This window comes from Planctomonas deserti, from assembly GCF_003067705.1.
GTDB classification, from domain to species: Bacteria; Actinomycetota; Actinomycetes; order Actinomycetales; family Microbacteriaceae; genus Planctomonas; species Planctomonas deserti.
In genome coordinates, this window is the sequence record NZ_QANL01000002.1 from 293,221 (window position 1) to 318,420 (window position 25,200).

General features: G+C 65.8%; 23 protein-coding genes. 16 read left to right on the forward strand and 7 right to left on the reverse strand.

Features of this window, described 5'->3' with window-relative positions; translation table 11 throughout:
* Positions 1-54 precede the first annotated feature (54 nt).
* A complete protein-coding gene (locus DAI20_RS07640) occupies positions 55-474 on the reverse strand; it encodes a hypothetical protein (protein ID WP_205781388.1) in 420 nt (139 codons plus the stop codon).
* A complete protein-coding gene (locus DAI20_RS07645; RefSeq protein WP_159084969.1) occupies positions 467-1,828 on the reverse strand; it encodes a hypothetical protein in 1,362 nt (453 codons plus the stop codon). The genes DAI20_RS07640 and DAI20_RS07645 overlap by 8 nt, the downstream gene beginning before the upstream one ends.
* Positions 1,829-2,064: 236 nt before the next feature.
* On the opposite strand from DAI20_RS07645, the gene DAI20_RS07650 reads away from it, so the two are divergent.
* The 13 genes from DAI20_RS07650 to DAI20_RS07705 all read left to right on the forward strand — a co-directional run bounded on the left by DAI20_RS07650 (position 2,065) and on the right by DAI20_RS07705 (position 16,132).
* Complete coding sequence (locus tag DAI20_RS07650; RefSeq protein ID WP_108249994.1) at positions 2,065-2,814, forward strand: hypothetical protein; 750 nt, start codon at positions 2,065-2,067, stop codon at positions 2,812-2,814.
* Entirely contained in the window at positions 2,771-4,594 is a 1,824-nt protein-coding gene (locus DAI20_RS07655; protein WP_108249995.1) for an N-6 DNA methylase, read from the forward strand. Before DAI20_RS07650 ends, DAI20_RS07655 begins: the two co-directional genes overlap by 44 nt.
* Positions 4,591-5,880, forward strand: coding sequence for a restriction endonuclease subunit S (locus DAI20_RS07660; RefSeq protein ID WP_108249996.1), 1,290 nt, complete (start codon positions 4,591-4,593; stop codon positions 5,878-5,880). The genes DAI20_RS07655 and DAI20_RS07660 overlap by 4 nt, the downstream gene beginning before the upstream one ends.
* Positions 5,877-8,813: a type I restriction endonuclease subunit R gene (locus DAI20_RS07665; protein WP_108249997.1), complete on the forward strand. Its 2,937-nt coding sequence runs from the start codon at positions 5,877-5,879 to the stop codon at positions 8,811-8,813. Before DAI20_RS07660 ends, DAI20_RS07665 begins: the two co-directional genes overlap by 4 nt.
* Positions 8,813-9,157, forward strand: a complete 345-nt coding sequence (locus tag DAI20_RS07670) for a M48 metallopeptidase family protein (RefSeq protein WP_108249998.1) — start codon at positions 8,813-8,815, stop codon at positions 9,155-9,157. Before DAI20_RS07665 ends, DAI20_RS07670 begins: the two co-directional genes overlap by 1 nt.
* Positions 9,158-9,160: 3 nt before the next feature.
* Positions 9,161-11,908: an ATP-dependent DNA helicase gene (locus DAI20_RS07675; RefSeq protein WP_108249999.1), complete on the forward strand. Its 2,748-nt coding sequence runs from the start codon at positions 9,161-9,163 to the stop codon at positions 11,906-11,908.
* A gap of 39 nt (positions 11,909-11,947) precedes the next feature.
* Complete coding sequence (locus tag DAI20_RS07680; protein ID WP_108250000.1) at positions 11,948-12,355, forward strand: hypothetical protein; 408 nt, start codon at positions 11,948-11,950, stop codon at positions 12,353-12,355.
* A 103-nt stretch (positions 12,356-12,458) separates the two neighbouring features.
* Entirely contained in the window at positions 12,459-13,172 is a 714-nt protein-coding gene (locus DAI20_RS07685) for a hypothetical protein (RefSeq protein WP_108250001.1), read from the forward strand.
* A 213-nt stretch (positions 13,173-13,385) separates the two neighbouring features.
* Positions 13,386-13,898, forward strand: coding sequence for a sigma-70 family RNA polymerase sigma factor (locus DAI20_RS07690; RefSeq protein WP_159084970.1), 513 nt, complete (start codon positions 13,386-13,388; stop codon positions 13,896-13,898).
* Positions 13,899-13,900: 2 nt separating this feature from the next.
* On the forward strand, positions 13,901-14,563 hold the full coding sequence (locus DAI20_RS07695) for a helix-turn-helix domain-containing protein (protein WP_108250003.1): 663 nt from the start codon (positions 13,901-13,903) through the stop codon (positions 14,561-14,563).
* Positions 14,560-15,573, forward strand: a complete 1,014-nt coding sequence (locus DAI20_RS07700; RefSeq protein WP_108250004.1) for an ImmA/IrrE family metallo-endopeptidase — start codon at positions 14,560-14,562, stop codon at positions 15,571-15,573. The genes DAI20_RS07695 and DAI20_RS07700 overlap by 4 nt, the downstream gene beginning before the upstream one ends.
* Before the next feature lie 67 nt (positions 15,574-15,640).
* Positions 15,641-15,796 (forward strand): hypothetical protein, encoded by a 156-nt coding sequence (locus DAI20_RS18695; RefSeq protein WP_168927678.1) that lies wholly within the window; start codon positions 15,641-15,643, stop codon positions 15,794-15,796.
* Positions 15,797-15,871: 75 nt separating this feature from the next.
* A complete protein-coding gene (locus tag DAI20_RS07705; protein WP_108250005.1) occupies positions 15,872-16,132 on the forward strand; it encodes a DUF3892 domain-containing protein in 261 nt (86 codons plus the stop codon).
* 284 nt (positions 16,133-16,416) lie between these two features.
* Here DAI20_RS07705 and DAI20_RS07715 read toward each other — a convergent pair whose 3' ends face one another.
* The gene (locus DAI20_RS07715; RefSeq protein ID WP_108250007.1) at positions 16,417-16,617 is read right to left on the reverse strand and encodes a hypothetical protein; all 201 of its coding nucleotides are present in this window, start codon (positions 16,615-16,617) and stop codon (positions 16,417-16,419) included.
* A 395-nt stretch (positions 16,618-17,012) separates the two neighbouring features.
* Between DAI20_RS07715 and DAI20_RS07720 the strand changes: the two genes are divergently transcribed.
* The gene (locus DAI20_RS07720; RefSeq protein WP_108250008.1) at positions 17,013-17,756 is read left to right on the forward strand and encodes a GolD/DthD family dehydrogenase; all 744 of its coding nucleotides are present in this window, start codon (positions 17,013-17,015) and stop codon (positions 17,754-17,756) included.
* Between the two features lie 131 nt (positions 17,757-17,887).
* On the opposite strand, the gene DAI20_RS07725 is transcribed toward DAI20_RS07720, so the two are convergent.
* The 3 genes from DAI20_RS07725 to DAI20_RS07735 form a co-directional block, all read right to left on the reverse strand.
* Entirely contained in the window at positions 17,888-18,940 is a 1,053-nt protein-coding gene (locus tag DAI20_RS07725) for an aldo/keto reductase (RefSeq protein ID WP_108250009.1), read from the reverse strand.
* A gap of 70 nt (positions 18,941-19,010) precedes the next feature.
* The gene (locus tag DAI20_RS07730; RefSeq protein ID WP_205781389.1) at positions 19,011-20,147 is read right to left on the reverse strand and encodes a glutamate--cysteine ligase; all 1,137 of its coding nucleotides are present in this window, start codon (positions 20,145-20,147) and stop codon (positions 19,011-19,013) included.
* Positions 20,144-21,631: a M20/M25/M40 family metallo-hydrolase gene (locus DAI20_RS07735; protein WP_108250010.1), complete on the reverse strand. Its 1,488-nt coding sequence runs from the start codon at positions 21,629-21,631 to the stop codon at positions 20,144-20,146. Before DAI20_RS07735 ends, DAI20_RS07730 begins: the two co-directional genes overlap by 4 nt.
* A 230-nt stretch (positions 21,632-21,861) precedes the next feature.
* Between DAI20_RS07735 and ppk2 the strand changes: the two genes are divergently transcribed.
* Positions 21,862-22,734, forward strand: a complete 873-nt coding sequence (ppk2, locus tag DAI20_RS07740) for a polyphosphate kinase 2 (RefSeq protein ID WP_108250011.1) — start codon at positions 21,862-21,864, stop codon at positions 22,732-22,734.
* 84 nt (positions 22,735-22,818) lie between these two features.
* Here ppk2 and DAI20_RS07745 read toward each other — a convergent pair whose 3' ends face one another.
* The gene (locus tag DAI20_RS07745) at positions 22,819-24,438 is read right to left on the reverse strand and encodes a beta-N-acetylhexosaminidase (RefSeq protein WP_108250012.1); all 1,620 of its coding nucleotides are present in this window, start codon (positions 24,436-24,438) and stop codon (positions 22,819-22,821) included.
* Positions 24,439-24,673: 235 nt separating this feature from the next.
* On the opposite strand from DAI20_RS07745, the gene ybaK reads away from it, so the two are divergent.
* Positions 24,674-25,180, forward strand: coding sequence for a Cys-tRNA(Pro) deacylase (gene ybaK, locus DAI20_RS07750; protein WP_168927679.1), 507 nt, complete (start codon positions 24,674-24,676; stop codon positions 25,178-25,180).
* The last annotated feature ends 20 nt before the right edge of the window (positions 25,181-25,200 follow it).

Below are 25,200 nucleotides of genomic sequence, written 5' to 3' on the forward strand. Positions count from 1 at the left end.
TGTACGCGGGTGCGGTGCGGCGACGCTGAGCCGAGTTCAGTGGGTTGTGGTCGGCTACACATCGAAGACGGCGTCCGGGTCCTCCATCGCCCGCTTGAGTTCGGCGATGTTGCCGATGCCGGAAAGCGGCGAGGTCTTTGCCACCTCAACGATGCCGCCGACGATCGACTGCAAGGCGTCGGTGTCTCCCGCCTCCAGAGCGATGTCGAGGCTCGCGAAGAGTCGAGCATGCGTTTCCTGGCGCTCGGCGAAGATGCGGTCGAAGTACTCCTTCAGCACTTTCTCGGACGACTTGATGCGTCGTACTTCGGTTTCGCGGTAGGTCTTGAGCTTCTCGCGCTTCGTGCTTTCGGTCTCGTGAATCTCGATTGATTCACGCGCTGCGTTCACCAGCTGCGTCAAGGCAGCGAGCGCATCAGGCCCGCTGATCTCTCCCACCATCCGCTTCACTACGCTCTTCTGCTGGTCAGCCATTTGCTTGCTCCTCGTACGTTTCTCGATAAGTGAACATCAGTTGTTCGGTCTTCATGTTGATGTTCCCGTCCTCGTCCGCGACGGGAGCGGTAGCGAGCTCGCGAACGCCTCTCACGAGCATGAGTGCCTTCTGGAGGCGCTCGGCGTGGATCGTGATGTCGAAGGGTTCGGACTCCAGCGCGTCGAGTGCGTCGGTGGCGCGCGACATCATGCGAGTGAGCAATGCGTAGAGTTCTCGTGTGCGCTCCTGCACGCCCCGGAGCAGTTCATCTCGGGTGTCGAAGGTCGCGATTGCGATCTCGACCTCGGTGCGATGCCGATCCGCTTCCGTGCGGGCTTTGGTGCCCTGGTTCTTGACCGCAAGCCCGGCTACGAGGATCGCTGGCCCGACGGCCGCCGCCCCGCCCGCAGCCTTGCCGAGCTTCATCCCGCCCCCGCCGCTCTTCAAGCTGCCTCCGCCGAGAAACGCGAGGCGCGCCTTCTCGGCTGCCGCGCCGCTGAGCTCCGAGATCGGGGTTCCGGTGCTTGCGCTCGCAAACTTGATCACCGCTGCACTGATCGTTAAGGGTGTGGCGACTCCTGTGCCCGCAGCCGAAACCACACCGCGCACCCAGCCAGCGACGTCGGGGTCGATCTTGCTGAGGCCCGTAACGTGGACGGCTCCGCCGTCGACGCCATCGAGGATGAGGTGCTCATGCGCGCGCACCTGCTTGGCATGGCGTACGAGGAAATCCCTCATGCGGAAGATGACGTCACGCTGCGCACGTTCTTGGATGCCACCGAGCTCCTGAAGCGCTTCGTTGGTTAAGCCCACCATTTCGAGGTGGGCGGCGTAGCGTTGGTCGTGGCGATCGCCCTGGTGCCGGATCCGCTTGCGTGCCTTGCCGATCTGAACGCCACCGGCCGTGCCAGCGACTGCGCCGCCGATGGCCGTTGCGCCGCCAACGATGAACAGGCCGACTGGCACGCTGCGGTTCGCCATTGCTCCATCCCCGGGCCTGCCGACGCTGCGGCGTTGACGCTGTACAGCGAGCCATTCTGGCATGGAGTCGTTGCGCTTCCGAGTCGAGAGCGCTCGAAGCGGAGCCGCCAGATTCGAGAGGCGGCTGCACTCGATCGATACGGTGCGAATGTGAGTGATGACTTCAGAGAGGTTGCCCGCCGTATCGAGGCGAACCCGCTCGGGCGTCTCATGTACGGGCAGCGTGAGCTGTTCCATTCCAACCTCGTCGGCTGGTTCTTCGATCAGCTGCCCGAAGCCGCCGACGCGACGTTCAGTCCGCTCGCCGGGGCGGGGGCCGACTCGCGCCGGTTCGTGGAGCGCGAGCGCGGCCACATGGATCTCGTGTTCCACTGGCCAGACCGTGCACCACTGGTGATCGAGAAAAAGGTCTTCTCGCTCCCGCACAGGGATCAGCTCGAGGAGTACCAGGCGGCATTGGCCCACTGGCCGCACGCGCCGGCCTCGTCCTACTCCCGGTCAGCGCACCGGACTTCGAACTGGGGGAGTGGAGCTACCTCAGCTACGCCGAGTTCGCCGCTCGGATCCTTGACGCGCTTCCCGCGGACTCGTCCTACGAAGTTGCGACGATGCGACGCTATGCCGCGCTTGTCACCGACCTCCATCATCTGGTGTCTGCGGTCGACCTGCAGTCTGACGATGAGCGGGTCTGGCTGCCGGACTCACTACTATCCGCGATTTCCAGCTCGCAGATGCGCGCCGCTCTCCACAAGGCGCGAGCCCAGCGCGTCGCCCGTGCGCTCAACAATTTCCTCCCCGACCTGGAGCAGCCCGCTGCGGGCGGGATGAGCAACGCCACCCCGTTGGTCGAATCATTCGAGTACGTCTACACCCGCGGCATGCATCTGCACCTCGGCTGGCAACTCCAAGGCAGTCAGTTCCGCCGCGCGGCGGTCTACCATGACCAGTCCATCTCCGGACGGAGCCAGGAGTCCCGGCGCCTGCGTGAAGACGTAAGCCGAGAGCACCCGGACTTCTATTCCTTCCCCGCTCCGCTGCCGCAGACGCTCGGCGGGCGGAAGGAGTTCAACCACTTCGCCCCCTCGTTCGTGTACAAGTACGTCAAGGCACCGAGCCTCACGATCTCCGAGCTGAAGGCTGCCGCGGCCGACGTGCACGCGGAGATCGAGGGGTTCCGGGCCGAGGGCGCCACCGAGGAGCGGGCGGGCGGGGCCGTGCGCAAAGCACCGTTACAGTCGTGCTTCAAGTGGCGCCCGCACCTCATCTCGGTGCGGGCGCTTGACAGCACTTTGCAATATCGCAAAGATAGCAAATATGACATCTTCGGCGACGGTACCGGAAGCGCTCCGGGCCATTAGGGCAAGTCTCGATCTCACACAGGCCGGGCTCGCGGAACGGCTCGGTGTGTCGTTTGCGACGGTGAACCGGTGGGAGGGCGGCGACGGTAGTACGAAGGTGCAGAGGGCCAAGTTGCAGAGCATCATCGCCCTCGCCGAGGAGGCTGGCGTGGACTTCGCCGACCCGGGCGACGCGCCCATCGTTACCACTGGGCGCCGCCGACGCACCGGTAAGGCTCATTCCAACACGACGAAGTCCATGGAGCAGATGCTCTGGGACGCCGCCTGTTCGATCCGCGGGGAGAAGGACGCGGCCAAGTTCAAGGACTACCTTCTGCCTCTGCTCTTCATGAAACGCCTGTCAGACGTATTCGACGACGAGATCTCCCGGCTGGCGGAGGAGTACGGCGACCGCGAGGTGGCCCTGGAGATTGCGGAATCCGACCACTCGTTGCTCCGCTTCTACCTGCCTCCTGAGGCCCGCTGGGCGATGATCTCTGAGCGGGAGACATACGAGTGGCCGTCGGACGAACGCGGTCGGTCGACAGCCCCGAAGGACATCGGGGAGCACTTGACCAAGGCCGTCCGTGCGATCGTCCGGCACAACCCGAGTCTGGCTGGTGTGATTGACATCGTCGACTTCGCTGAGGTGCGTAACGGCGAGCGCGACATCAACCCATCGAAGCTCAAAGACGTAGTCCAAGCCTTCTCAGACCCCCGCTATCGCCTCGGTTTGGCCGATGTACAGCCCGACTTCCTCGGCCGCGCCTACGAGTACCTGCTCCGGAAGTTCGCCGAAGGGTCAGGCCAGTCGGCCGGCGAGTTCTTCACGCCGACCGAGGTCGGATTCCTCATGGCTCGGATCCTGCGCGCCAAGCCGGGTGAGACCTGCTACGACTACGCCTGCGGCTCTGGCGGGCTCCTCATCAAGCTCCAGCTCATCTCTCGTGAACTCGACCCGACGAGCAAGGTGCCTCTCAAGCTGTTCGGCCAGGAGCTCCAGGCCGAGAGCTACGCCGTCGCCAAGATGAACGCGATCATCCACGACATGGACGTCGACATCCGTCGCGGCGACACGATGATCAACCCGAAGTTCCGCGACACTGCTGGCGGACTCCAGCGATTCGACGTTGTAGTCGCGAACCCGATGTGGAACCAGACCTTCTCACCTGAACTTTTCGACAACGACCCCTATGACCGCTTTACGAAGTCCGGTGGCGTCACGTCGGGCAAGGGTGACTGGGCCTGGCTCCAGCACACCCTCTCCTCAATGGGCGACGGAGGTCGGGCCGCGGTCGTTCTCGACACCGGCGCCGTGACGCGCGGTTCGGGCTCCAAGAACGAGGACAAAGAGCGCAACATCCGCAAGTGGTTCGTTGACCGTGACTACATCGAGGGCGTCATCCTGCTGCCGGACAATCTCTTCTACAACACCAGTGCCGCGGGGATCATCGTCGTCCTTAACAAGCGCAAGCCGGCGAGTCGCAAGGGCAAGATCGTGCTTCTGAACGCGTCCCGGCGAGCGCGCAAGGGCCGCCCCAAGAACTATCTCGTGGAAGACGAGCTCCAACAGATCTCTGACCTGTTCCGCTCCGACCATGTGGTGGAGGGCGAGGTGAACATCGTCTCGACCGAGCAGTTGCAAGACGCCGACTACAACCTCAGCCCTGCTCGTTGGGTCGCCCAGGCCAATGCTGCTGAGATGCGTCCCGTTAAGGAGATCTTCGCGGACCTCCTCACACTCGACGAGCGTGCGCGCCAGATCGACCAGACGCTCGCCGAGATGCTGGTGAAGCTGTGAGTACTGCCGACTGGCCGATGCGTCCTCTCGGCGAGATCTTCGACATCGCCGCGGGCAAGACTATGTCCGCGGCTGCGCGTGCTGGTGAGAACAAGCTGCCCTTCTTGCGTACCTCCAATGTGTTCTGGGACCGGCTGGACCTGGCCAGTCTCGATCAGATGGCCATGTCAGATGCGGAACTCGAAGAGAGGAATCTGCTACCGGGCGACTTGCTGGTCTGTGAGGGGGGCGAGATCGGTCGCGCAGCGATCTGGGACGGCAGCGTCGAACGCATCTCGTTCCAAAACCACCTGCACCGCTTGCGTCCGAAGCCGGAGATGATCGGGCGAGTCGATCCGCGGTTCTACGTCTTCTTCCTGCAGTCCGGCTTCACGCAGCAGGGAATCTTCGAGGGCGCCGGCAACAAGACGACGATCCCGAACCTCTCCCGTAGCCGGCTTGGCGCCCTGGACGTACCGTTCCCGTCGTTGGCTGAGCAGCAGGCCATCGTGACGGTGCTCGGACAGCTCCGAGAGGCGGTCGATGTCCAGGGCGTCTCGCTTGAGTTGGCCGAGGCGCTGCGCCACCGAGTGATGGCTGACGTCTTCTCCAAGGGGATCCGAGGCGAGGCCAGCAAGGATTCTGAAATCGGGGATGTACCAACCAGCTGGGACGTCGTCGAGTTTCAGACGATCCGTCAGGACCTGCGATACGGCACATCAGTGCGTTGTACGTTGGTGCCGGCGACCCACCCCGTCTTGCGTATCCCGAATATTCTGTCGGCTCGAATCGATGCCACCGAGCTGAAGTACTGCGATATGGACAGCCGGGAGGCTGAGCGGTACGCGCTCTCGGATGGAGACCTAATCTTCATCCGGACCAACGGTGTCATTGAGCGTCTCGGCCTGTGTGCCGTGTATCGGGGCACTCCCGAGAAGGCGCTGTTCGCGTCGTACCTGATTCGTGCTCGGTTGCTGCCGGGCGTCGACCCGGACTTCATCGCCTACTTCTTTGGGTCCGGCGTGGGCGTCAGCCTGATCTCGTCGCGGGCGACGCCGGCCGCGGATGGAAAGTACAACCTGAACACCGGCATCATCGATTCGCTTCTGGTCCCGATTCCGTCGTTGGACGAGCAGCGGGCGATTGCAGCAATCATCAGGGCATGCGACCAGAAGGTCGAACTTCACAGGAAGAAGGTCGCCATGCTGCATGAGTTCTACCTGCGCTTGCTCCGGGATCTCATGACGGGCGAGGTTAGGTCAGACCAACTCGCCGTTCCTGACGAAATGATTCGGAGTGCCGCATGACCACGCTCAAGATCGGCGAGGCGTACACCGTTCAGTTCCCCATGGTCGGGCACGCGGCGGAGGTGGGCTGGGCACCAGTGACGCCGTTCGAGTCCGAGTCTCTCCGCCACGGCCGCGAGAACATGCTCTTCACGGATGTGCTCGAGGAGAAGATCCTCGACTTCAATCCGTGGCTCAGCGAGGACCAGGCGCGCTCGATCATCGAGACGATTGAAGCGATCACGCCGAGCATCGAAGGTAACTGGGAGGTGCTCAAGTGGATGCGCGGCGAGCACATGTGGCGCGACGAGAACGAGAAGCGTGTGCGGCCCGTCCGCCTCATCGACTTCGATCACCCCGAAAACAACGCCCTGCATGTCACCTGGGAATGGCGTATCGACCCCGTCGTCCGAAAGGGCAACCGAGCTGACGTCATGTTTGTGGTCAACGGCATCCCCGTGACCATCGTCGAGCACAAGAATCCGAAGGACGGCGACGCCCTGACCCGGGCTATCAAGCAGTTGCGACGCTACGAGATCGAGACGCCGGAACTCGTTGCTCAGGCTCAGATGCACAACGCCACTCACCTGCTCGGCTACTGGTACGGCGTGACCTGGAACGTCAGTCGTCGCTTCATCTTCAAGTGGAAGCACACCGAGGACGAGGAGTACCGCTCGGCGGTTCAGGCGTTCTTCGAGCCGCATGACTTTCTGCGCACGCTCAAGGACTGGATCCTCTTCTACGTCGAAGACGGCGAGACCAAGAAGTCGGTCCTGCGCGAGCACCAGCGAGTGGCGGTCGACAAGATTGTCGCCCGCTGCGCAGACTCCGAGAAAGACCGCGGTCTGATCTGGCACACCCAGGGCTCCGGTAAGACCTTCACGCTGCTCACGGCCGCAAAGCAGATCCTCGAAGACCAGTCCCGCTTCGCGGGCTCCACGGTCGTGCTCGTCGTCGACCGCAACGAGCTGGAGGGGCAGCTCAACGGCTGGGTCGAGCGACTCGTCGGTGAGATGCAGTCAAGCGCCATCGCCTGGCGCCGAGCCGACAGCAAGGCCGACCTCCAGGACATCTTCGACTCGGACTTCCGCGGCCTGGTTGTCGCCATGATCCACAAGTTCGAGGACATCCGAAAGGACAGCTCGCTCCGCGACAACATCTACGTCTTTATCGACGAGGCGCACCGATCCGTGGCGGCAGACCTGGGCTCCTACCTGATGGGAGCCGTGCCGAACGCAACCATCATCGGCTTCACGGGAACGCCCGTCGGCAGCAGCCGGTCCGGCTCCGGTTCGTTCCAGATCTTCGGAGCGCAGGACGATGACGGCTACCTCGACAAGTACTCGATCATCGAGTCGATCACTGACGAGACGACGCTGCCGATCAAGTACATGTTGGCCCCGTCGGAGATGACTATGGCCACCGAGGATCTGGAGCAGCAGTTCTTCGCGCTGGCGGACGAAGACGACGTGACCGACATCGAGGAACTGAACAGGGTCCTCGACCGAGCCGTCGGTCTGCGGGCGTTCCTCGGCTCGGACGACCGCATCGACAAAGTCGCGAAGTTCGTGGCCGACCACTTCAAGGACAACGTGGATCCGCTCGGCTACAAGGCCTTTATGGTGGCGGTCGACCGCGAGGCATGCGCCAAGTACAAGCGAGCTCTGGACCGGTACCTGCCCAGCGAGTGGTCTGAGGTCGTCTACTCCAAAAACCCGAACGACATCGTCGACCGGCCCGACGTCCACGCCCTGCAGATCTCCGAGAGTCGCGAGGAGGACGTCCGTAAGCTGTTTAAGAAGGCTGACGAAGAGCCCAAGATCCTGATCGTCACCGACAAGCTTCTGACCGGTTACGACGCACCGGTGCTCTACACGATGTACCTCGACAAGCCGATGCGTAACCACGTTCTGCTACAGTCGCTGGCCCGAGTGAACCGGCCGTACATCGACTCCGACAACGTGATGAAGCGGGTCGGCTTGGTCGTCGATTTCGTCGGGATCCTGCGCAACATCACCGAGGCGCTCAGCTTCGACGCGGCCGACGTCAACGGTGCCCTCGAGGATCTCGATCTCCTGATGGTGAGCCTTCACGAGAAGATCGCGGCAGCCGCCTCCAACTATCTGGAGGTCGACGGCGCTCTCTCTCCCGATGCGCAGTTGGAGAGCGTCGTCTACGGGCGGTTCCTCGACCCCGAGGCGCGCAAGGTCTTCTACGACGACTACAAGGACGTGGAGGCGCTGTGGGAGATTCTGTCGCCCGACGCCCAGCTCCGTGACCACATCACGACTTACAAGCGGCTGAGTCAGCTATACGCCGCGGTGCGGGCGGCGTTCTCTGAGACCGGTTCCTTCCTTGGAGATCTTGAGCACAAGACCAAGCGCCTAATCGAGGAGGGTGCGATCCAGGAAGGTCTGGGTCGCTTCTCGAAGGTCGTCACGTTCGACATCGACGCGCTGGAGTCGCTCAAGACCGACGACAGCCCGGATGAGGGCAAGGTCTACAACCTCTTGCGCGGGCTGAAGAAGGAGATGGTAGACGACCCGGCTGGAGCCGTGGTGCTTCAGAGCATTCGGGTCAAGGCCGATCGCATCCTCCAGGACATGGAGACCCGAAAGATCGACGGACTCGCTGCAATGGACGAGCTGATGGCCCTTGCCCGTGAGAAGGCCGAGGCGAAGAAGCAGGCCGAGGCGAGCGGTCTGTCAGGCATGGGCTTCGCGGTGTTCTGGACGCTCAGCCACGAGAGCCACTCGGAAGCCGCAGGGTTCGACGCCATGACGGCGGCCAGGGAAATCGAGTCCGTGCTCGCGAAGTTCCCGACGTGGAAGGAGAACTCGGAGGAGCGTCGCCGGCTCCGAGCACAGCTCTACAAGCCGGTCCTGGCGCTACCCAAGGATGATCGTGCCGCGGCTATCGACAAGATCATGCAGGTGCTGGAGGAGACCAGCTGATGGTTGCAAAGTCGCCGCTCTATCCCGAGGACCAACTTCGACGCCGGGCCATGGGCTGGGCGATCACGCTCAAGGTCAACCCGGACCAGGTCCAGATCCGGCGCCTTCCAGGCAAGTGGGGCTCCTGTGCTCCTGATGGCATCGTGACATTCGCGGACGATCTTGCAGGTGAGGCCGAAGCCTTCCAGGACTGGGTCATCGTGCATGAGCTGTTGCATCTTCGCTACCGCGATCACGGCAAGCGGTTCAAGGCGCTAATGACCGCTCTCGTGCCGGACTGGCGCGAACTGGAAAAGCAGAGCAGGCACTCTGCCGACCGCGAGCCAGAGCGACGGGATGGTTGATCGATGCCGACGCTTGAAGGTCAGGTGCGTGCAGCCAGCGACGCCATCGAAACCAACATTTCCATGATCACCGCCGATCGTGGCTTCCTCTCAAAGAACGTCCTGCAGTACCTGCGCGATCTAATTGAGGCGATGATCGTGTGGGCGCACAGCGGCGATCCGTCCCAGCGCTTCACCTACCAGACGCAGTTCGACCCGGCACGCGACTTCGCGAAGTCGCAGGCGAAGTACCGGCCCCTGACGCGCTTCCACGCGATGCTGCAGGTCAGCGTGTCGCACTTCACGCTCGACGAGGACCCGTCCGAGCGACTGATGCTGAAGTACTACGAGTACCTGCTTCGCACTCGCCAGATCGCGAAGGATCACCTCGGCATCGAGATCCTGCGGAACCTCGAGAAGTTCCCGCTCGACCTCGACCCATTGCTGCGCGAGTACCACGAGAAGATCGCGGCCAAGATTGATGGGCCAGGGCTGATTCCGCCGGGCGGGCCGCGCCGCGACCGCTATTACGTTCTGAGTTCTCGACCGTTCTATGCGAGCGGGCGGATCTACTACGAGGTCACGTTCGCGCCGGCGCACAACCGGACAAGCAAGTTCGATCGCATCATCGGCTTCACCAACATCGAGGTCTCGGACTCCTACGCCGCGAACATGGAGCTGGAGAGTAGCTCGATCGACGTCTTCGGGCAGGCGATGCCGATCGTTCTGATTCGCTCTTGGGAAGTCTCGATCCGCCCCTGCGAGTTCAACAACTACGCACGCTTCTTCCGTCAGCAGACGAAGGTGGGCACTGGGCAGCTTGAGTACCGCAATCTCATGCAGTACCTCACCGCGACGAAGTTCAGTCTGCTCGACCTGATCGATATGCCGGATGCGGATTTCACGCGCATCCGGACCTGGGCGACGGACGGCATCAAGCGGGCCGACGAGATCTTCACGATGCTCCAGAGCTCGCGCGACATCATCCGACGGAACCGACCCGGCACGCGGATCCTGCGCTACCTGCTTCTCGGCATGAACAACAACGTGGTGCGTGCGCAGTACCAGCCCGACCGCTGCGGGTGGCTGTCGAACCTACACATCACGCCGATGTCGAGGCCGTTCGACACCATGCCGTTCTGCACCTACCCGCGCAAACACACACCCCGCTTCTACGACCTCGCAACGGCGATCGACTTCAAGGGGCGCGAGCACGAGTTCCTGGCCCGGCGCGTCATGAACAACGTCGAGCAGAACGGCATCATCTACACGCCCGATGCCGATCTCGAAGATCTCGGCGATCTGGACCAGCTGGTCGCTACCTACAACGGGCTGCTGCCACCTACCGAAAAGCACAAGCCGCGGATCATGGCCCACGACAAGGGGCATGTCTTCATCACCGGCTACGAGAACGACTCTGTCACGATTATCAACGAACTCCAGGGCATCGCTGCGAGCGGTCTCACCGACCACGAGACCGATGCGAAAGCCTGGCTCGACGCCAACCCATTCGAGATCGACGACGATCTGAAAGCCGACGCCCTCACCAGGCTATTCGCCGAGTCCAAGGTCGCTCTGATCTACGGCGCGGCCGGGACCGGGAAGACCCGGATGGTCGAGCACATCGCCGCGTACTTCGACGGATCTCGCCAGCTCTTCCTCGCCAAGACCAATACCGCTGTTGACAACCTCCGGAGCCGCGTCGAGACGAGTGATGCGTACTTCAGCACCATTGATAGCCACCTCGGCTCTGGACCGACGCGCTCACTGCGCTACGACATTCTCGTTATCGACGAGTGCAGCACGGTCAGCAACGCAGATCTGCTCAAGGTGCTCGACCAGACCTCATTCGACCTTCTAGTACTCGTGGGCGATGTCTACCAGATCGAGTCCATTGAGTTCGGCAACTGGTTCCGAACCATCCGCTCCTACATCACCCCGGATTCGGTGTTCGAGCTCACCGAGCCGTACCGCACCAAGGACGATGCGCTCCTAACCCTCTGGAACAGGGTGCGCACCCTCGACGACCGGATCGAGGAGTCCATCTCCGGGAGCGAGTACGCGGGCCCGCTCGACGCGTCCCTCTTCGCTCGCGCGGACCCCGACGAGATCGTTCTCTGCCTCAACTACGACGGCCTGTACGGCATCAACAACATCAATCGCTTCATGCAGACGAGCAACCCGGAGCCCGCTGTCGTGTGGGGCGACTCGATCTTCAAAGTCGGTGATCCCGTGCTCTTCAATGAGACGGATCGATTCCGGCCGGTGATCTTCAACAATATGAAGGGCACGATCACCAAGATCGACTACGCCCCCGGGCAGATCACGTTCGACGTCGACATCAAGCGCACCGTCACCACCGCGGATCTATGGGGAACGGACCTGCGTTGGGTCTCGGACACAGTCGTGCAGTTCGACGTCTTCGAGCGCGCGAACACCGACGACGACGACGATTCCGCGACGACGGTGCTGCCGTTCCAGATCGCATACGCCGTTTCAATCCATCGCGCGCAGGGACTCGAGTTCTCCAGCGTCAAGGTCGTCATCACCGACGCCAACGAGAAGCGGATCTCGCACAGCATCTTCTACACAGCCATCACCCGCGCCCGCCATTACCTCAAGATCTACTGGACGCCTGAAACGCAGAAGCGGATCCTCAGCCGCATGGTGGTGAGCGAGAACACGAAGGATGAGGCGCTGCTGCGTGCGCGGCGGGGGGTCGCCCCTGTTGCCGCAAGGCCGCGGATGCAACACGCACGGCAGGCACCCTGACGCGCAACCCCCCGCAACACCGAAAGGAGCGAAGCACACATGACCGCGAGCAAGGACCAGCAAGTGAAGGCCGTCGTGATCGGCATGGCGCTCGGCGTGCTCGCTCAAGGCGTGGACGCCGTGACAAGCAACAAGATGGCGCTCGAGTTCGCATTCAACTACGCATGGAGGCGCTGGTCGGAGGCGCGGCACTTCTCGAGTATCAAGGGCCACGATCCCGGCAATCTCTTCTGGATCGGGCTGCGTAAGTCCGAGCGCCGCGTTGGTGCATGTGCAGCGTGGGACAGCGGCCGATGGAGTGCGCCGTACATCACCCTCGACGATTGGACGGTGGAGGAAGCTCTCGACCTTCACGCCGACTCGGAAGTGACGGCCGATGACTGGATCGAGCTGGGCCGGCTTTTCGTGGAGTACTTCAAGCCCGAGGAGCTCCAGCGATCGTCTTGAGTGCCGTGACGCCGAGACTCGGTTTCCCGATGCTTGGCAGCTGCTCGGTGTCGGCGGTCTTGGCTAGCGTGATTAGCCCGTACCCGAGCCGAGGAGATGCGTGATGACGTCCGATGTGTACCAGTTCCCTGTCGCGATCTCGCGGCTCAGCGAGGGGGAGAGTTCGCGCGAACCGCAGAACATGCGGGCGATCAAATGGCTGCTTGATCAGCCCGGTCGATCCGTCGTCGTGGTCACGCCCCAGAAGCAGTTCCATGGCGACAGCTTGAAGCGGCTGCTGGCGCAGCCTGGCGTGTTGCACCTCAGCTGGAAGGGGTTCTCGACCGGTTCGCTCGCTGGACGTCGAGTGCTCTACGCCTGGCCAGATCGCCAGCACCTCAACGGGCTCTGGGGTGAGGAAGCCGACGCGCTCGTGGTGATCGAGTGGAATGAGAGCGAGACGGCCGAGTGGATCGAAGACGCCAACCCAGCTCAACTCTTGCGAGGCGAGACAGTCCCACCGGCCGCTGCAGCTTCCGTGCCCGAGCCGCGTGAACCGCTTCCGAATGGGGTCGACGGGATTCTTGAGCACATCGCCGCGATGGCGGCCGGCTACTCATCGGGCCTCAAGTGGAACGAGGAAGACAAGCTCAAGGCCGACATGATGAATCGGCCCGACCGCTGGTTGCCGATCACGCCGGAGCAGGTCCGCGCAAAGTGTCGAGAGTTGGGGATGCGGCCGAACGACATCGATACGGTCGTCGGATTCTTGCAGCGGCGTAAGGACGGTGGGAGGTTCAACGTGCAAAGCTCCTACCGAACGTTCCATTTCAACTGACCGTTGGCTCCGGCGGACTCGGGCCCCTAGCCGGTTTGCTCCGCGGGCGACGGGTCACGGCTCAGACGAGTTGGGAATCGGCGAACGCCGTTCTATGGACATACCAACGCGTCGCTAACTCCCCGGCGGTCTGTCCCGACTACTTTGTGAAGCGACGACCATCGGCGCTGATGGAGGGTGACGAGATGAGTGCACGAGGTGAGGAGCCAGCCCATGGCTGATCCCTCCTACGACTGGGCGGCTCTGTATCAGAAGCATCGCGATGCGATGTACGGAGTCGCCTACGAAGTGGTGCGCGGGAGCGGGCGTTGGGATCTCGCCGCAGACGCAGTCCAGGAGGCGATGCTGTCGCTCATGAAGGCGCCTCCGGCTGAGCCTCCACGTAATTGGGAAGCGTTGCTGGTGGCGACGTCGAAGCGGCGGGCGCTCGACATCGTGCGATCCGCCGCGGTCGTGCGGAGTGTGGAGTACTCCGAGGAGTACGTGCCCGGAGTGGCGGCGCCAGATGAAGATGATGCCGCGGAGTGGCTCGAGAAGATGGCCCGCGTGCGGCCGGCGGTTGCACTCCTCGACCCTCAGGAGCAGCAGGTGCTGGCGCACTACATCGTGCTGGACCGTCCGCGTGATGAAGTTGCGGCGGAACTCGGCGTCAGCGCTGGTCGCATCAGCCAGATCAGTACGAAAGTCTTGTCCAAGATCAAAGCCGCAGCGGAGGAAGGAGGGTGACCATGCACTCAGATGACCGAGACCAGGAGATTGCGGACATCCTTGACGCCCGCGCCGGTCGGTCGGCCGTAGTCTCAGGAGCGGACCACACATCGAACCAGCCCGAGCTTCAGGGGCTACTCGAGGCGGCCGATGTCGCCTGGGTTAGCCAGCAGAGCGCTCCGCCGCTTGCCGATGATCCGGTCGCGGCCATGCTCGGGCTCGTTCCTGACGCTGAGCTTGAGCTGGATGGCAAAGCACTGTCAACCGCTCGCAAACGCGCCGGGCTAACAGTCAGCGCGCTAGCGCAGCGCCTCGCCGCGCGTGGCTGGGACGTCACGAGCAAGGACGTCTTCGCTTGGGAGAGCGGCAAGAATCTGACTCACACCCCCGCGTTGATCAATGCGCTCGCGGAGGAGGCCGGCGTCGGCGCGGATCGGCTGCGCCGGAGCGCAGGAGTCGACCCTGAGCGTGCACGTCTGGCCGCTGTCGTTGGATCAGAAGCATTCAAGGCGCTGGCGCAGCGGTGGGCGCGGATCCAGGGAACCACCGTCGCGCTGGCGGCTTCCGCGTTGGAGTCGCGGATGCTGGTCGCGGTGCACCGAGGCGGCGCTCCTGAAGCCGATGTTCTGCTCGAGACGCTTGAGACGCTGGTCGAGTCCGTTGAAGGTGCCGAGGGTTCGTGAAGCTCGGACCGTGGATCGAGCGCGCCGTGAAGATCCTCGACCCCGCGGTGCAGGAGCAGTTTGTCCTGGACCCAAGCGAAGCACTCACCGCAGGTCTGCATCTGACGGTCCGTGCGGTGGACTCGCTGTCAAGCAGTCGTGGTGATGGTGGCTTCTGCGATGGCATGTCGTTTCTCGATGACGGGGTCATTCTGTACGCGCCAACACCGAACAGCCGGCGCCAGAACTTCACCCTCGCGCACGAGCTTGGCCATTGGATCGTGGAGCGAGACCAGGGCCTGTTTGACTGGATCGCTGACCAGTCGGATCCGCCCGCGCTACTCGAGACGGTGTGCGACCAGATCGCCCAGCGGCTCCTGCTGCCCGACGCGCTTGTTGCCGAAGTGGTTGGCGCGGATCTGGTGCGTGCCCACCACGTGCAGGATCTCTTCGGCAACAGTCAGGCCAGCTATCAGGCCTGCGCGATCGCGATCTCACGACGCATCCGAGGACTGGGCGCCGTCGTGCTTATCGACCACTTCGACGGTCAGGTCGCGCACGCGAGTATCCAACCGGAGCCTGATGATGGGTGGCCCGTCGTCTACCCATGGCGCGGACAGACTCTGCCGGACGCCCATGCCCTCCGGCAGATCGCTCCAGGAACGGCGTTCACCCGTCGGATCACGTGGCGTGACTCGTGGGGGAGGACCGCCGACTTCTACGCCGACGCTATCGCCGATGACCGGCGAATCATTGCGGTACTGGCCGGACATGACATCTGGAGGGTCGACCTCGGCTACATGATCCAGCCGCGCGAGTTCGACACGCGCCCGCTACTGACCGTCTTCTGCTGCGGCCAGAGTCGATCATTCCGCGGCTACCCCTGCCCCAAGTGTGGCCAGGGATTCTGCCCTGTCTGCAAGAGCTGTCAGTGTGACCGGGCTGCCAAGACCGAGGATGCGTGCACCGGCTGCTACATGCTCTTCCAGCGCCACCTGCTCGTCGATGGTCTCTGCGAAAGCTGCCGCTAACTCGATCGCCTCCTGCTCCGACTACTTGGTGAGGGGCTGACCGTCAGCCCCAGAGATGGAGCCGGAAATGGCGAAGAACACGGGACAGGGTCACCGCGTCGGTGCGGTCAAGGGGCGCAGCGAGTTCCAGGTCGGCAAGACCTGGTTCAAGCGAGACACCTCGACGGGCCGCATCATGAACGGCAGCCCCAACCAGCACAAGGGCGTCCGCAACGAGAAGTGATCGAAGCGGGGCCGGCCCGTGGTCGGCTCCGCTCGTCACCGCTTCATCTCACCCTCATCAAGAGAGCAAGGAACCATGGCAGATCGACGAGTGACCCATTCCCGCAAGAACCGCGACGGTGACATCACCGCCATCGGCACGCCCGGCCAGTACTGGTCGCCGCGTGCGAAGGCAGACGCCATCAGCGACATCGAGCTCCGCATCCACACGTATTATGTGCAGTGGCCTGAGAAGCGCACGGAGATCCGTGTCGTCAACGGCGCGACTGGCAAGTATCTCCGCACCGATCGGGACAACACGACCCGCAACAACCTGGACGACCTCCCGGACCTGTGACGGCGGCGCCGAACAAGTGAAGGACCGCCCCGTCTGTGGGGGTGCGGTCCTTCATCTGTCGGACGGTCGAACGGCAGCGCTACGAGGTCTTTGTTTTCGTCGGTTCACGCAGCACGACATCAGCCTCCAGGATGACTGTGCGTATCATCTTCTGGTTCAACTGGGGCATCGACGGTGTCCGCGACCGTCGCGTCCGCGTGCGGGACGCGCTTCTAGAGTTCACGGCAGATAGGACTCAGATCTGAGGTGTGCTGTCACTTCACCCTGGCAGGCCTGGCGGGCACTTAGCGCTTTCGTCTTGGCGCGCTCGCCCGCATTGCGACGCCGGATCGGTGGAGTGACCGCAGCACCGCGCCGTGCGACATGTTGTGCGATTGTTCCAGCTCCGCCATCGTGGCGCCGGCCGCGTATTCGGCAGCCATCGCCGCGGCCTCCTCGTCACTCACCTTCCGCTTTGAGATCTCAACGCCCTGCTCGCGCAGCATCCTGGTGAGCGCTGAGTTGGCTACGCCCAGTTCCCGAGCAAGGGACCGAACGCTCTCGCCTGCTCCGGCTCGACGAACGAGCTCCTCGACTTTGGTACTGCCCAGCCGCTTCGACAGTTCGTGGCTTCGGTACTCTTTTCGCTCGCTCAAACCCCCGCTGCGGTCGCCAGGAATCGCCAGTTTGCGCAGTTCCTCAGGGGTGAACGGCAGCCCTAAAGGGTTTGAGTAGAGGTCCGTAATGTCAGAGCGGACTGCGCCTCAAATGCTTTCGATCGATTCGTGGTCGGGCCGATCGGCGTGATCGACCGCCGTCTCGTCTGTCGAGGGATGAGTAGGCTTCACCCGGACGAGCCCGCATCGGTGCGGGGCCGCGCGATCGAGAAGGCGAAGAAGCCATGGAACAGTCATTCGCCGGGAAGGTCGCCCTTATCACCGGGGCCGCCAGTGGGATCGGGTACACCGTCGCGGCGCATCTCGCCGAGCGCGGGGCGCGCGTTGTCGGGGTGGACCTCAACGAGCGGGTGCATGAACTCGTCGCGGGGCTGCCGGGTGGCGGACACCACGGCATCGTGAAGAACCTCACCGATCCCGCCGCTGCCGGGGAGGCCATCGCGGAGACCGTCGATGTCGTGGGCGTGCCGCAAATCCTCGTGAACTCGGCGGGCATCGCGCTTCTGGATCCCGCCGTCGATGTTCCCGCCGATCGGTGGCAGCTCACGCTCGACGTGAATCTCAGCGGGACGTTCTACATGTCGCAGGCCGCGGGGCGGGTCATGCTCGAGGCCGGATACGGGCGCATCATCAACCTTGCTTCACAGGCCGCCGTGGTCGGGCTCGATCAGCACGCCGCCTACTGCGCCAGCAAGGCCGCCGTCGTCGGACTCACGCACGTGCTCTCCCTCGAGTGGGCGCGCCGCGGCGTGACCGTCAACGCGGTCTCGCCGACCGTCGTCGAGACCCCGCTCGGCAAGGCGGCCTGGGCGGGGGAGAAGGGCGAGAAGGCGAAGAGCGAGATTCCGGTGGGCCGCTTCGCGCAGCCGGAGGAGGTCGCCGCGCTCATCGCGTTCCTCGCCGGCGACGAGGCCGCCATGATCACCGGCAGCAATTACCTGATGGACGGTGGCTTCACCACCGTCTGACCGCGCTTCGTCGGCTAGGAACACCCGGAGCGACGAACGCGAAGCAGGATGACCCGCGTGGATGCGCGACCGCCCCGGCCCGAGTGATCGGGCCGGGGCGGAACGCGTCGGTCAGGGGCGACGAGCGCTGATCACTTCGGGTGGCGCCCCAGCAGGCTCAGGTCCGCCGCGCTCGCGCGGCCGTCGCCCGTGTTGCGCTGGTGCCAGTAGGGGTACGCGAGCGGGGTCGCGCTCGCCGCGTCGAGGCGGGCAATCTCCTCGTCGGTCAGCGTGACCTCGGCGGCGCCGAGGCTGTCGGTGAGCTGCTCCTCGGTGCGGGCTCCGACGATCGTGGAAGTGATGCCGGGCTGCGCGAGGGTCCAGGCCAGGCCGACCTGGGTCGCGGATGCGCCCCGCTGCTCGGCGATCTCGACGAGCACCTCGATGGTGTTGTAGAGGCGGTCCTCGTCGTAGATGGGCGGCTCGCTCCAGCCCTCGAAGCGGCGCGAGCCCTCCGGGGCATCCTGGCCGCGGCGGTACTTGCCGGTCAGCAGTCCGCCGGCCAGCGGGCTCCAGACGAGGATCCCGAGGCCCTGGTCGAGCGTGATCGGCACGAGCTCGTTCTCCGCGTCGCGCGACTGCAGCGAGTAGTAGATCTGCTGGCTGGCGAAGCGCTCGGTGCCGTTCTTGTCGGACGACCACAGCGCCTTCATCAGGTGCCAGCCGGAGTAGTTGGAGGCGCCGATGTAGCGGACCTTGCCGGAGCGGACGAGGTCGTCGAGCGCGGAGAGCGTCTCCTCGAGGGGGGTGCGGCCGTCCCAGCCGTGAAGCTGGTAGAGGTCGATGTAGTCGGTGCCGAGGCGCCGCAGGCTGTCCTCGGCGGCGCGGACAATGTGGTGGCGGGAGAGCCCCGCGTCGTTCGGCCCGTCGCCCATGCCGCCGCGCACCTTCGTCGCGATGAGCATCTGGTCGCGCTTCGAGCCGAGGGCCTGCCCGAGGATTTCCTCGGATGCGCCGTCCGAGTACACGTCGGCGGTGTCGATGAGGTTCACGCCCGCGGCCTGGGCGATGTCGATCTGCCGGCGGGCGCCGTCGACGTCGATCTGCCCGACGGCGCTTGCCCAGCCCGAGCCTCCGAAGCCCATCGTTCCGAGGCTCATCGTGGAGACCTGCAGGCCTGTGTTTCCGAGATAGCGGTAGTCCATGATCCGACCCTACTCAGGGCGCGAGAGCGTGCCGCGGCCGCTGTCGTCGGTTGACCGGATGCCGCCGGAACTACTCCGCCGTCGTCTCCTCGATCGCGGCGGCGACCACCTGGCGGCAGTCGCCGCGCTCGGCCATCACCGCCCGCTGACGGGCGGCGCCCGTTCCGGTGCGGAGGATCGACCCCACGCCGGCCAGCGCGAGCGCGTGCTCCTCCATGCTGGTGAAGTGGCCGTGCACGTGGTCGAGAAGCGCGAGCACGGCCGCCGCGGCGGGGACCGGCTTCATCGTGCGCGGGTGAAGAAGCGTGTCGCCGAGGCCGGACTTGCTCGCCCGCCACGACGCGAGGCGCAGCAGGGTCGTCGGCACGGGATCCGGCGGCGAACCGGCGGCCCACTCGCACGCGGCGGTGTCCACGAGCGCGCGGACCAGCACGGCAAGGACGGCGGCGTCGGCCGGGCGCAGGCAGACGTCCGCGATGCGCGTCTCCACCGTCGGCGCGTGCCGGGACAGGCGGGCGTCGAAGTAGAGCATCCCGGTGTCGAACGAGACGTCGGCATCGAGGATCGCGGCGCTCTGCGCGAAGTACGCCTCCGCCGAGCCGAACACGTCGTAGGACCCGACGGAGGGCCAGCGGCTCCAGGCCTGATACCGGTAGCTTGCGAAGCCGGTGTCGGTCCCGCGCCAGAAAGGCGAGTTGGCGCTCAGTGCGAGCAGCACCGGCAGCCAGGGCCGGATGCGGTCGAGGACTCCGACGCCCTCCTCGTCGGAGTCGACCGCCACGTGCACGTGGAAGCCGCAGGTCAGCTGCTCGTCGAACGTGAGCCCGAAGCGCTCCTGCATCCGGCGGTAGCGCGGCGCCGGCACGAGGTGGGGGTCGCAGGGGAGCGTCCCGGTGGCGAGCGCGACCGCCCGGGCGCCGACGGCCCGGGCCGCGGCATCCGCCTGGCGCCGCCCCTCGAGGATGGTGGCGAGCAGCTCCTCCGCGGTCTCCCGCGGCGGGCTGACGACCTCGATCTGCTCGTGCTTCACCTCGAGCTCGAGTGCGGGCCCCAGCATGTCGCGGGCGACGCCGGTGGACTGGAGCCCCTCCAGGATCGTCCCGGCCGCCGGGGTCGGATGCATGGTCGCGGCGTCGACGAGAAGCAACTCCTCCTCGACGCCGACGGTGCGCACGCGCCGCCGCGGGGGAGCGGCGGCACCGGTCATCGCGCGCCGTCCTCGGCCGGGGGAAGCTCCCCGAGCTCGGACCACAGGTGCGCGATCGTCACGGCGCTTCGGAGCAGCATGTCGACCTCGATGCTCTCGTCACTGGCGTGCCAGTGGTCCTCCGGCAGGCCCGTGCCGACGAAGATCACGGGCGCCTCCAGCACCCGTCCGAGCAGCTCGGCCGGACCGCCGCCGGCGTTGCCCATGCGTCCCGACACCGGCCCGCCGTGGCTCCGGGTCGCGGCTCGTTCCAGCGCCTGCAGCTCCTCGCCGTCCGGAGTGACGTACGGCTCCTGACCGCTCTCCTCCGCGACCTCGAGCGTGTAGTCGACGCCGTCGGGCATCGCCTCTGCAAAGTACGCGCGGATCTGCTCGGCGACCGCGGCGACGCGCTGCCCGGGGACGGTGCGAATGTTGAATTCCGCTTTCGCCTGCGACGGGATCACCGCGCGCGGGATCCCCTCCGGGTCGCCCGCCAGCACCGAGAGGACCTCGAGCGACGGCCGGGCCCAGAGCCGCTCCGTGCTCGTGTAGCCCTCCTCGCCGCTGATGCTCCGGGTCTCGGTCCTCTCGATCCACGTCTCGTCGTCGAAGGTGAGGGCGGCCAGCTCCTCCGCGCGCTCCTCGGTGATCTCCTCGACGTCGTCGTAGAAGCCGGGGAGCGCGATCCGCCCGTCCTCCTCGTGTAGGCGGCTCAGCACGTCGACGAGCACGTGGATCGGGTTCGGGCTCAGCCCCGACACGGCGCCGCTGTGCACGTCGCGCTTCGGTCCCGAGATGCTCAGGGTGGCGCTGACCATGCCGCGCATCGAGGTGACGAGCGCCGGCTGGCCCTCCTTCCACTGCAGGGTGTCGGAGAACACGATGACGTCGCAGGCGAACCTGTCGGGCTGCTCGGCGAGCAGTTCCTCGAAGTGCGGGGAGCCCATCTCCTCTTCGCCCTCGATGAGGAACTTCAGGTTCACCGCCGGTGCCTCCGACCCGGTGGCGAGCTGGTGCGCGCGGAGTCCCCAGAGGTGCGCCATGATCTGGCCCTTCGCGTCGGACGCGCCGCGTCCGTAGAGGCGGCCGTCCCGCAGCACCGGCTCGAACGGGCTCGTCTCCACCCACTCCTCCGGCTTGGCGTGGCGCACGTCGTGATGGCTGTAGATCAGCACGGTCGGCGCGTCGGCGCTCGCGGCCTTCAGCTCGCCGAACACGGCGACGGCGTCACCCGTCTCGATCAGCTCCATGCTGACGCCGAGCTCCCGCAGCGCACCCGCCAGCCAGTGGGCTGATCGCGCGACGTCGACGGCGTGCTCGGGCTGAGCGGCGATCGAGGGGATGCGCACCCAGGCACTCAGCTGCTCGAGGATCGTGTCGTAGTTCTCGCGCAGAAAGGCGTCGAGGCGCTCGGTTCCGGAGTCGTTCCCCGCGTCGGTGGCGATGTAGGCGGCGGTATCGGTGTCGGTGTCGGTGGAAACGGGCGTCGTTGTGCTGCTCATCAGATCCCCTTCGGCGAGCCACGGTGGTCGTGAACTCAGTCAACGTCGCACGGTTTGCGCGGGCGCGGGGGTTGACACCGGACCAGCGCGACCTTGGCGCGGCACCGGGCACGGTGGCCGTGCTCGCATTCACCAACCAACCGACCGACCGCCCGCCAGCGTGCTGAGGACGCGGCGCGGCTCAGGTCGCGGGAGCGCGGCCTAGGATCGGGGCAACGTTGGGAACCCACATGTCGAAGAAGAACCGCACGAAGTCGGCGGGCAACCGCGTGCCGAAGGACCTCTACGAGGCGGAGCTGAAGCGGCTGCAGATCGAGCTCGTGGAGATGCAGCAGTGGGTGACCTCCGTCGGCGCCCGGGTGCTGGTCATCTTCGAGGGGCGCGACGCGGCGGGCAAGGGCGGGGCGATCAAGCGCGTCATGCAGTACCTGAACCCGCGGCACGCCCGGGTGGTCGCGTTGCCGCAGCCCACCGAGCGCGAGCGCGGCCAGTGGTACTACCAGCGCTACCTCGAGCGGCTGCCCACCGCCGGGGAGATCGTGCTGATGGACCGCTCCTGGTACAACCGGGCCGGCGTCGAGCGGGTGATGGGGTACTCATCGGAGGAGGAGTACCAGCGGTTCCTGCGCCAGACGCCGACCGTGGAGCGGCTGCTCGTGGAGGACGGCATCCTCGTGATCAAGTACTGGTTCTCCGTCTCCGACGAGGAGCAGCAGGCCCGGTTCGCGTCGCGGCTGAACGACCCCATGCGGCGGTGGAAGCTGTCGCCCACCGACCTGGAGTCGATCGTGCGCTGGGAGGAGTACTCGCGGGCGAAGGACGACATGTTCGCCGTCACGGATATCGACGAGGCGCCCTGGTGGACCATCGAGAGCGACGACAAGCGCGCCGCGCGCCTCAACGCGATCAGCCACCTCCTCAGCGCCGTTCCTTACGAGCGGCTCGACCCGGAGGACGTGACCATCCCGGATCGGCCGGACGCTACCGACTACGAGCGGCCCCCGCGCGAGCGGTCCCGGTACGTGCCGGACATCGCGGCCGAGCTGGGGACCAAGAAGAGCGGCAAGAAGAGCAGCAAGAACCAGCCGGCGAAGGCAGCCTGAGCCGCCGTCTCTGACGCGGCCGTCGCGCGGGAGCTGAGCGTCAGCGCGCGAGCCGGCCGCAGTCGAACCCGAGACCCGCGTCGATCACCTCGCGATGTTGGCGACAAGCTCCGCCATGTGGACGGCACGCTCCTCGCGCGTCGCGGGGCGGCCCAGGATGCCGGGTCGCGTCTGCCAGGGCCGCGGCCCGTCCGCGTGGCGGTACTCCACGCCGACGGCGTCGAGGCGGGCGAGGTGCGGATCCAGGCGCTCGGTGAACGCGGCGAACGAGCGCTCGCCGCTCGACCAGAGCGCCTCGGCCACGGCGCACAGGCGTGGGAACGCGAAGTAGTCGATGGTGCGCGGGTTGTCCATGTGCTCGGTCCAGATGTTCGCCTGGCCGCCGAGCACGTGCGTCGCCTCCTCCTCGGTGATGCCCGCGGGCACCGGGTCGAAGGCGTAGACGTCCTCCAGGGTCAGCGAGATGCTCACCGGGATGGGCTCGTCGGGCAGCTCCGACTGCCGGTAGTCGAGGTACACGACGTCGTCCGGGCACGCCACGACGTCGTGGCCGCGGCGGAGAGCGACCCGCGCGCCGGTCATGCCCCGCCACGACGCCACCGTGGCGCTCGGCGCCAGCTCGCCCTCGAGGATCTCGTCCCAGCCGTAGAGGCGGCGGCCGCGGGCGGAGATGTGGTCGTCGAGCCGGCGGATGAACCAGGTCTGCAGCTCCTCCTCGTCGGCGAGGCCGCGCTCGCGCATGAGCTCCTGGGTGCGCGCGTCGGCCGCCCACTGCTCCTTCGGGCACTCGTCGCCGCCCACGCCGATGAACGGGCTCGGAAACAGGTCCATCACCTCGTCGAACACGTCCAGATAGAACTGGACGGTCGACTCCTCCGTGTTGAGCACGTTGTAGTTGATGCCGAATCGCGTGAACACCTCGAGGGGTTCGCCGCTCACGCCGAGCTCGGGATAGGCGGCTATCGCCGCCTGGGAGTGGCCGGGCACGTCGATCTCGGGCACGACGGTGATGGCCCGGGCGGACGCGTAGGCGACGATCTCGCGGATGTCGTCCTGCGTGTAGAAGCCGCCGTGCGGGCGTCCGTCGGTCGGGGAGTCGGGCGCGCCGCCCACTTGCGTCTCGCGTCGCCAGGACCCGACCTCGGTGAGCCGGGGGTAACGCTTGATCTCGATGCGCCAGCCCTGGTCCTCGGTGAGATGCAGGTGCAGGGTGTTGAACCGGTGCATCGCCATCAGGTCGAGGAAGCGCAGCACGTCGTGCTTGGGCAGGAAGTGCCGGGCGACGTCGAGCATCACGCCGCGCCAGGCGAACCGGGGCGAGTCCTCGATGGTGACCGAGGGCACCGCCCAGCGGACGCCCCCGACGAGCGCCTTCCGGTACACCGCGGGCGGGAGCAGCTGCAGCAGCACCTGCGCGCCGTAGAACGCGCCGGACTCATCCCCGCCCTCGATGCGGACGCCGGCGGGGCTGCTCTCCAGGCGGTATCCCTCCGGGTCGAGCTCGCTCGACAGGGTGAGCGTGATGCCGCTGCCGTCGCCGTTCCCCTCGCGGAGGGGAAGCCCGGTCGCGGGGCGCAGGGCGCCGACGAGCCAGGCGGCCACCCCGGCGAGCTCATCTGGCGCCGTGACGCGCGTCGACGCGTCGAGCGGGTACTCACCCGATCCGCGGGTCAGCGAGTTCGGGCGGGGGAGAAGGGCGGTCATGGCGGTTGTCCCTTCGCGGCCGCCGGCGGCATGCCGGAAGGCCGGGTTGTGTGGATCCGAGGAGCGACGGGGCGGCGGATGTGCGGCACACGTCGTTCCTCATCCCTACCCGGTCCGCCGGGCTGTCGCGAGCCGACGCGCGGCGGCTCCGGTGATGAGGAACGACGCGAACCGCCACCGGGCCGTGCCCGCCAGTCCGCTGCCGCCGCAGAGCAGGGGCCGGCCATGCGGCAGAATGCGATCCGTGGCCAAGAAGTCCGCTCGCGCATCCGCAGGTACCCCCGCCCTCGCCCTGCTCGAGCGCGAGGGCGTCCCGCACACCCTGCACCCCTACGACCACAACGCGACGGCGGGCCTGAGCTTCGGCATGGAGGCCGCCGAAGCCCTCGGCCTCGACCCAGCGCGGGTGTTCAAGACGCTCGTCGCGGACGTCGACGGCGCGCTCACCGTCGCCATCGTCCCCGTCGACCGCCAGCTGGACCTCAAGGCGCTCGCCCGGGCGGTGGGCGGCAAGCGGGCGGCGCTGGCCGATCCGCCCGCCGCCGAACGGGCAACCGGGTACGTCGTCGGCGGCATCTCGCCCCTCGGGCAGAAGCAGCGGCTGGCCACCGTCGTCGACGACTCGGCGCTCGCCTTCGACGTCGTCTACGTCTCGGGCGGCCGGCGCGGCCTCGACGTCGGGCTGGCGCCCGCGGACCTGGTCCGGCTCACGGCCGCCACGACGGCGCCGCTGGCGCGCTAAACGTAGACAAATCCGTGGCA

Excerpts from the sequence above, each read along its gene's own strand:
- DAI20_RS07640 (WP_205781388.1), bottom strand. The coding sequence starts at position 474 with ATGGCTGACCAGCAGAAGAGCGTAGTGAAGCGGATGGTGGGAGAGATC.
- DAI20_RS07650 (WP_108249994.1), top strand. The coding sequence starts at position 2,065 with ATGCGACGCTATGCCGCGCTTGTCACCGACCTCCATCATCTGGTGTCT.
- DAI20_RS07655 (WP_108249995.1), top strand. The coding sequence starts at position 2,771 with ATGACATCTTCGGCGACGGTACCGGAAGCGCTCCGGGCCATTAGGGCA.
- DAI20_RS07665 (WP_108249997.1), top strand. The coding sequence starts at position 5,877 with ATGACCACGCTCAAGATCGGCGAGGCGTACACCGTTCAGTTCCCCATG.
- DAI20_RS07670 (WP_108249998.1), top strand. The coding sequence starts at position 8,813 with ATGGTTGCAAAGTCGCCGCTCTATCCCGAGGACCAACTTCGACGCCGG.
- DAI20_RS07675 (WP_108249999.1), top strand. The coding sequence starts at position 9,161 with ATGCCGACGCTTGAAGGTCAGGTGCGTGCAGCCAGCGACGCCATCGAA.
- DAI20_RS07680 (WP_108250000.1), top strand. The coding sequence starts at position 11,948 with ATGACCGCGAGCAAGGACCAGCAAGTGAAGGCCGTCGTGATCGGCATG.
- DAI20_RS07685 (WP_108250001.1), top strand. The coding sequence starts at position 12,459 with ATGACGTCCGATGTGTACCAGTTCCCTGTCGCGATCTCGCGGCTCAGC.
- DAI20_RS07690 (WP_159084970.1), top strand. The coding sequence starts at position 13,386 with ATGGCTGATCCCTCCTACGACTGGGCGGCTCTGTATCAGAAGCATCGC.
- DAI20_RS07695 (WP_108250003.1), top strand. The coding sequence starts at position 13,901 with ATGCACTCAGATGACCGAGACCAGGAGATTGCGGACATCCTTGACGCC.
- DAI20_RS18695 (WP_168927678.1), top strand. The coding sequence starts at position 15,641 with ATGGCGAAGAACACGGGACAGGGTCACCGCGTCGGTGCGGTCAAGGGG.
- DAI20_RS07705 (WP_108250005.1), top strand. The coding sequence starts at position 15,872 with ATGGCAGATCGACGAGTGACCCATTCCCGCAAGAACCGCGACGGTGAC.
- DAI20_RS07715 (WP_108250007.1), bottom strand. The coding sequence starts at position 16,617 with ATGCTGCGCGAGCAGGGCGTTGAGATCTCAAAGCGGAAGGTGAGTGAC.
- DAI20_RS07720 (WP_108250008.1), top strand. The coding sequence starts at position 17,013 with ATGGAACAGTCATTCGCCGGGAAGGTCGCCCTTATCACCGGGGCCGCC.
- DAI20_RS07725 (WP_108250009.1), bottom strand. The coding sequence starts at position 18,940 with ATGGACTACCGCTATCTCGGAAACACAGGCCTGCAGGTCTCCACGATG.
- DAI20_RS07730 (WP_205781389.1), bottom strand. The coding sequence starts at position 20,147 with ATGACCGGTGCCGCCGCTCCCCCGCGGCGGCGCGTGCGCACCGTCGGC.
- DAI20_RS07735 (WP_108250010.1), bottom strand. The coding sequence starts at position 21,631 with ATGAGCAGCACAACGACGCCCGTTTCCACCGACACCGACACCGATACC.
- ppk2 (WP_108250011.1), top strand. The coding sequence starts at position 21,862 with ATGTCGAAGAAGAACCGCACGAAGTCGGCGGGCAACCGCGTGCCGAAG.
- DAI20_RS07745 (WP_108250012.1), bottom strand. The coding sequence starts at position 24,438 with ATGACCGCCCTTCTCCCCCGCCCGAACTCGCTGACCCGCGGATCGGGT.
- ybaK (WP_168927679.1), top strand. The coding sequence starts at position 24,674 with ATGCGATCCGTGGCCAAGAAGTCCGCTCGCGCATCCGCAGGTACCCCC.